This window comes from Streptomyces synnematoformans (genome assembly GCF_039531005.1).
In the GTDB taxonomy this organism is placed as follows: domain Bacteria; phylum Actinomycetota; class Actinomycetes; order Streptomycetales; family Streptomycetaceae; genus Streptomyces; species Streptomyces synnematoformans.
This window is the reverse complement of sequence record NZ_BAAAPF010000407.1, coordinates 1-5,259: the sequence shown is the minus strand read 5'-3', so window position 1 is coordinate 5,259 and position 5,259 is coordinate 1. Positions and strand designations below refer to the sequence as shown.

The 5,259-nt window shown below is 72.3% G+C and carries 6 protein-coding genes, 3 tRNA genes and 2 pseudogenes; 8 read left to right on the top strand and 3 right to left on the bottom strand.

The genetic code is table 11. From position 1 onward, the window contains the following. The 4 genes and pseudogenes from ABD317_RS33175 to ABD317_RS33160 form a co-directional block, all read left to right on the top strand. Nucleotides 1–104, top strand: a pseudogene (locus ABD317_RS33175) (ATP-binding protein); the annotation flags it as partial. 99 nt (nt 105–203) lie between these two features. After that, nucleotides 204–275: transfer RNA gene (locus ABD317_RS33170), tRNA-Gln, on the top strand. Between the two features lie 22 nt (nt 276–297). Next, nucleotides 298–370 (top strand) — tRNA-Glu (locus tag ABD317_RS33165). 36 nt (nt 371–406) lie between these two features. Then, nucleotides 407–479 (top strand) — tRNA-Glu (locus ABD317_RS33160). Nucleotides 480–591: 112 nt separating this feature from the next. Here ABD317_RS33160 and ABD317_RS33155 read toward each other — a convergent pair. After that, nucleotides 592–1,308: an IclR family transcriptional regulator gene (locus tag ABD317_RS33155; RefSeq protein WP_344294959.1), complete on the bottom strand. Its 717-nt coding sequence runs from the start codon at nt 1,306–1,308 to the stop codon at nt 592–594. A 166-nt stretch (nt 1,309–1,474) separates the two neighbouring features. Between ABD317_RS33155 and leuC the strand changes: the two genes are divergently transcribed. The 4 genes from leuC to ABD317_RS33135 all read left to right on the top strand — a co-directional run bounded on the left by leuC (nt 1,475) and on the right by ABD317_RS33135 (nt 4,625). After that, nucleotides 1,475–2,887: a 3-isopropylmalate dehydratase large subunit gene (leuC, locus tag ABD317_RS33150; RefSeq protein ID WP_344294957.1), complete on the top strand. Its 1,413-nt coding sequence runs from the start codon at nt 1,475–1,477 to the stop codon at nt 2,885–2,887. A gap of 3 nt (nt 2,888–2,890) precedes the next feature. Further along, nucleotides 2,891–3,502, top strand: coding sequence for a 3-isopropylmalate dehydratase small subunit (leuD, locus tag ABD317_RS33145; protein ID WP_344294956.1), 612 nt, complete (start codon nt 2,891–2,893; stop codon nt 3,500–3,502). 126 nt (nt 3,503–3,628) lie between these two features. Further along, nucleotides 3,629–3,841: an SCO5555 family protein gene (locus tag ABD317_RS33140; protein ID WP_344294954.1), complete on the top strand. Its 213-nt coding sequence runs from the start codon at nt 3,629–3,631 to the stop codon at nt 3,839–3,841. Between the two features lie 127 nt (nt 3,842–3,968). Further along, on the top strand, nt 3,969–4,625 hold the full coding sequence (locus ABD317_RS33135) for an HU family DNA-binding protein (RefSeq protein ID WP_344294952.1): 657 nt from the start codon (nt 3,969–3,971) through the stop codon (nt 4,623–4,625). A gap of 165 nt (nt 4,626–4,790) precedes the next feature. Here ABD317_RS33135 and ABD317_RS33130 read toward each other — a convergent pair whose 3' ends face one another. Further along, the gene (locus tag ABD317_RS33130; protein ID WP_027754992.1) at nt 4,791–4,994 is read right to left on the bottom strand and encodes a hypothetical protein; all 204 of its coding nucleotides are present in this window, start codon (nt 4,992–4,994) and stop codon (nt 4,791–4,793) included. Nucleotides 4,995–5,018: 24 nt separating this feature from the next. Continuing rightward, a pseudogene (locus tag ABD317_RS33125) lies at nt 5,019–5,259 on the bottom strand (2-phospho-L-lactate guanylyltransferase); the annotation flags it as partial.

Sequence of the window (5,259 nt, the reverse complement as noted above, 5' to 3'; positions counted from 1 at the left end):
GGCCGGAGACGCCGATCCTGACGACGGATGCGCGGCAGCGCTCGGAGTCCAAGTCGACGCTGATCACGCTGGTCGAGCACGCCCTCATGGCCCGGCTCCGCTAACCCGTTTTGGAGTGCGGTCCGCGATCGGGTAATGTTCTGTCCGTCGCCGGGAACGGCGGCCACCTGAACAGCACCCCCGCGACGGGGGTTGTGTTTTGGTGGGGTATGGTGTAATTGGCAGCACGACGGATTCTGGTTCCGTTAGTCTAGGTTCGAGTCCTGGTACCCCAGCGCAACGCAGTTGCAGATGCTCGCCCCCGTTGTGTAGCGGCCTAGCACGCTGCCCTCTCAAGGCAGTAGCGCCGGTTCGAATCCGGTCGGGGGTACAGGTCCTCTCCATCGCGAGGAGGGGATCGTCCAAGGCCCCCGTTGTGTAGCGGCCTAGCACGCCGCCCTCTCAAGGCGGTAGCGCCGGTTCGAATCCGGTCGGGGGTACCTGCTGGACCTGTCCCGTCTCCGCTTCGGCGGAGGCGGGATTCTTGTCTGCGCCGCCCGCCGGGCGTGCGCCACGGGCCCGCGGCCGGGGGCCGCGGGCGGCCCGCGGCGGTCAGCTCGCCCGGCGCAGCGCGTCGGTGAGCCGGGCGGCGGCGTCCACGACCGCCTGGGCGTGCATCCGCCCCGGGTGCCGGGTCAGCCGCTCGATCGGGCCGGAGACCGAGACGGGGGCCACCACGCGGTTCGACGGGCCGCGTACGGGCGCGGAGACGGACGCGACGCCCGGCTCCCGCTCCCCGACGGACTGGGCCCACGCCCGGCGCCGTACGCCCGACAGCGCGGTGGCCGTGAACCGGGCCCCCTGCAGTCCCCGGTGCAGCCGCTCGGGCTCCTCCCAGGCGAGCAGCACCTGCGCCGCCGAGCCCGCCTTCATGGGCAGCGTGGAGCCCACCGGGACGGTGTCGCGCAGGCCCGAGAGCCGCTCGGCCGCCGCGACGCAGATGCGCATGTCGCCCTGGCGGCGGTAGAGCTGCGCGCTCTCGCCGGTGATGTCCCGGAGGTGGGTGAGCACCGGGCCGGCCGCGGCCAGCAGCCGGTCCTCGCCGGCCGCCGCCGCCAGCTCGCCGAGCCGGGGCCCGAGGATGAACCTGCCCTGCATGTCCCGGGCCACCATGCGGTGGTGTTCCAGCGCCACCGCGAGCCGGTGGGCCGTCGGGCGGGCGAGACCGGTCGCGGAGACCAGCCCGGCGAGGGTGGCCGGACCGGACTCCAGCGCGCTCAGCACCACAGCCGCCTTGTCGAGTACGCCGACGCCGCTAGAGTTGTCCATGCAACGATACTCGCGTCTCACACTGTGAAACGCAAGTTCAAATTTCCGGCGGACGCGTCACCCTGTGGGGACCGGCCCCGTCCGGCACGGGGGAACGGGTGGCGCCGCCGTGCACCGGCACGCGTTCACGCACGCGCAGTTCGCGATCAACGACGATGGGAATGCGATGGGAAGGACACTCGCGGAGAAGGTCTGGGACGACCACGTCGTCCGGCGCGCGGAGGGCGAGCCCGACCTTCTCTTCATCGACCTGCACCTGCTGCACGAGGTGACCAGCCCGCAGGCGTTCGACGGCCTGCGCAAGGCGGGCCGGCCGGTGCGCAGGACCGACCTGACCATCGCCACCGAGGACCACAACACCCCCACCCTCGACATCGACAAGCCGATCGCCGACCCCGTCTCCCGCATCCAGCTGGAGACCCTCCGCAAGAACTGCGCCGACTTCGGCGTACGCCTGCACCCGCTCGGCGACGTCGAGCAGGGCGTCGTCCACGTCGTCGGCCCGCAGCTCGGGCTCACCCAGCCGGGCACCACCGTGGTCTGCGGCGACAGCCACACCTCCACGCACGGCGCGTTCGGCGCGCTGGCGTTCGGTATCGGCACCAGCCAGGTCGAGCACGTGCTCGCCACCCAGACGCTGCCGATGGCCCCGTTCAGGACCATGGCCGTGACCGTCAACGGCGAGCTGCCCGACGGCGTGACCGCCAAGGACCTGATCCTCGCGATCATCGCCCGCATCGGCACCGGCGGTGGCCAGGGCTACGTCATCGAGTACCGCGGCGAGGCCGTCGAGAAGCTCTCGATGGAGGCGCGGATGACGATCTGCAACATGTCCATCGAGGCCGGCGCGCGCGCCGGGATGGTCGCGCCGGACGAGACGACGTTCGCGTACCTGGAGGGCCGCGCGCACGCCCCGCGGGGCGCCGACTGGGACGCGGCCGTCGCGTACTGGCGGACGCTGCGCACCGACGACGACGCCGTCTTCGACCGCGAGGTCGTCATCGACGCCGCCGAGCTGGCCCCGTTCGTCACCTGGGGCACCAACCCGGGGCAGGGTGCGCCGCTGTCGCAGCAGGTGCCCGACCCGGCGTCGTTCGCCGACGCCAGCGAGCGGCTCGCGGCCGAGAAGGCGCTGGAGTACATGGGCCTGACCGCGGGCCAGCCGCTGCGCGAGATCGCGGTCGACACCGTGTTCGTGGGCTCCTGCACCAACGGCCGGATCGAGGACCTGCGCTCCGCCGCCGCGGTGGTCGACGGGCGGCAGGTCGCCGACGGCGTACGGATGCTGGTGGTGCCCGGCTCCGTACGGGTCGCGCTGCAGGCCGTCGAGGAGGGGCTCGACAAGGTGTTCACGGCCGCCGGCGCCGAGTGGCGGCACGCGGGCTGCTCGATGTGCCTGGGCATGAACCCCGACCAGCTCGCCCCCGGCGAGCGCTCGGCGTCCACCTCCAACCGCAACTTCGAGGGCAGGCAGGGCAAGGGCGGCCGTACGCACCTGGTCTCCCCGCAGGTCGCCGCGGCCACCGCGGTGACCGGGCGGCTGTCCTCCCCGGCCGACCTGATCACCGCGGAGGTCTGATCCATGGAAGCCTTCACCACCCACACCGGGCGCGCCGTGCCGCTGCGCCGCAGCAACGTCGACACCGACCAGATCATCCCGGCCCACTGGCTGAAGAAGGTCACCCGGGACGGCTTCGAGGACGGCCTCTTCGAGGCCTGGCGCAAGGATCCGGAGTTCGTGCTGAACAGCGCGGCCTACCGGGGCGCGAGCGTGCTGCTGGCCGGCCCGGACTTCGGCACCGGCTCCTCCCGCGAGCACGCCGTGTGGGCGCTGCAGAACTACGGCTTCAGGGCCGTCGTCTCGTCCCGCTTCGCCGACATCTTCCGCGGCAACTCGCTCAAGAACGGTCTGCTGACCGTGGTGCTGCCGCAGCCGGCCGTCGACCGGCTGTGGGAGCTGGTCGAGGCCGACCCGCGGACCGAGGTGACCGTCGACCTGCAGGGCCTGGAGGTACGCGTCGGCGGCACGCCCGGCGCGCCCGCGTTCGCCGCGCCGTTCGAGCTGGACGAGAACGCCCGCTGGCGGCTGCTGAACGGCCTCGACGACATCAGCATCACCCTTCGGCACGAAGCCGACATCGCCGCCTTCGAGGCGGCCCGGTCGGCGTTCAAACCGCAGACCGTACCGAGCTGACCGGCGGTTTTCCGCTGCACACCGACCCCGTGCCCGCCGCCGACAGGTGGCGGGCGCGGGGTTTCGCACGCCGCCGCGTTGGCATGCCGCCGAGCGACAACTCACCGCAGATGGCACAATCGGCGCATGGATCCCGACGGCCAACTCGCGCTCTACGAGGCCGTCGCCGCCGGGCTGAAGGAGGCCCACCGCAAGGTGCGCGAGGTGGCGGTCACGGACGCCGAACGCGCCGAGCTGACAAGGCGCCTGCTCGCGATCACGGGTGCCGCGAAGCACGATCTCGCCGGAGCCGCAAGGCGGCTGGAGCGCCTGCGGCGGGAGCTGGACGCACGGTCGTAGCGGGAGTCCGTTGCGACACAAGGGTGATGAGAGACGTTTTGCCTTTGATTTGCGGTATATATCTGCCTAACGTGCGAAAAGGCTTGAACATTTCGTTCCGGCAATCAATGCCTCCGAAGGGGAAGACGTGAACAAGGCACAGCTCGTTGAAGCTATTACCGACAAGATGGGTGGCCGGCAGCAGGCCGCCGACGCCGTGGACGCCGTACTCGACGCGATCATTCGTGCGGTCGTCTCCGGCGAGCGCGTATCGGTCACGGGCTTCGGCTCTTTCGAGAAGGTGGAGCGGCCGGCGCGCTACGCCCGCAACCCGCAGACCGGCGAGCGTGTCCGGGTCAAGAAGACCTCCGTGCCGCGCTTCCGCGCCGGGCAGGGCTTCAAGGACCTCGTCTCCGGTTCCAAGCGGCTGCCGAAGCACGACACGGCGGTGAAGAAGGCCCCGAAGGGCAGCCTGTCCGGCGGCACCAAGACCACCGCCAAGGCCGCCGCCAAGAAGGCCACCAAGAAGAGCACCGCCAAGAAGACCACGGCGAAGAAGACCACCCCCGCCAAGAAGGCGCCGGCCAAGAAGACGACGGCCAAGAAGGCGCCGGCGAAGAAGACCACGGCCAAGAAGTCCGCGGCGAAGAAGGCCACCGCGAAGAAGACGACCGCCAAGAAGACCACCGCCAAGAAGTCCGCCAGGAAGGCGCCGGCGAAGAAGGCTACCGCCAAGAAGGCGCCGGCCCGCAAGGCCGCCGGCCGGCGGACCACGGCCAAGAAGACCACTGCCAGGAAGCGGTGACGGACCCGGCGCAGGGTCCGCAAGCGGGGCCGGCTCCCCTCGGGGAGACCGGCCCGCGGCATGTCCGGGCCCGGCCGGGCGCCGCCCCGCCGGACGGCGGCAGCAGCGGCAGCGGCAGCGGCAGAGACGGGGACGGGGACGGCGCGCGGGGCCCGGCCCGCGGCGTCAGAGCGTCTGCAGCGTCACCAGGACGATCCGGCGCTCCCCGCCCTCGTCCTCGGTCTCGATCCGCACCCGCTGCCCCGGCCTGAGCAACCGCAGGCCGCCCGCGGCGAACGCGGCCCCGTCGAAGGGCAGCGGCGTGCCGTCGTCGAGGAGCACGCTGCCGCTGCGGGTCTGCGGGTCGTACGTGAACGCTGTGGCCTGCATGCAGCGCAGGCTACCGGCCCGCGCTCACCGGCACACGCCGTCGCCCGCCGCCAGCCGCGCCAGCGCCGCCGCCGTGTGCGGCCCCACCCCCAGCGCCAGCGCCGCCCGCAGGTCCGCGCCCGTATCGACGTCCTGGCGCACGGAATCCACCCCCGCCAGCCCGATCTCCCGCGCCCCGGACGCCAGGTGCCGCGCCCGCGACGCGACCCCGAACCCCGGCGCCAGCGCCACCCCCGCGCCCACCGCGAGCAGCGTCGTGCCCGCG

Coding starts and splice junctions, on each gene's coding strand:
- ABD317_RS33155 (WP_344294959.1), bottom strand. CDS start 1,308: ATGGACAACTCTAGCGGCGTCGGCGTACTCGACAAGGCGGCTGTGGTG.
- leuC (WP_344294957.1), top strand. CDS start 1,475: ATGGGAAGGACACTCGCGGAGAAGGTCTGGGACGACCACGTCGTCCGG.
- leuD (WP_344294956.1), top strand. CDS start 2,891: ATGGAAGCCTTCACCACCCACACCGGGCGCGCCGTGCCGCTGCGCCGC.
- ABD317_RS33140 (WP_344294954.1), top strand. CDS start 3,629: ATGGATCCCGACGGCCAACTCGCGCTCTACGAGGCCGTCGCCGCCGGG.
- ABD317_RS33130 (WP_027754992.1), bottom strand. CDS start 4,994: ATGCAGGCCACAGCGTTCACGTACGACCCGCAGACCCGCAGCGGCAGC.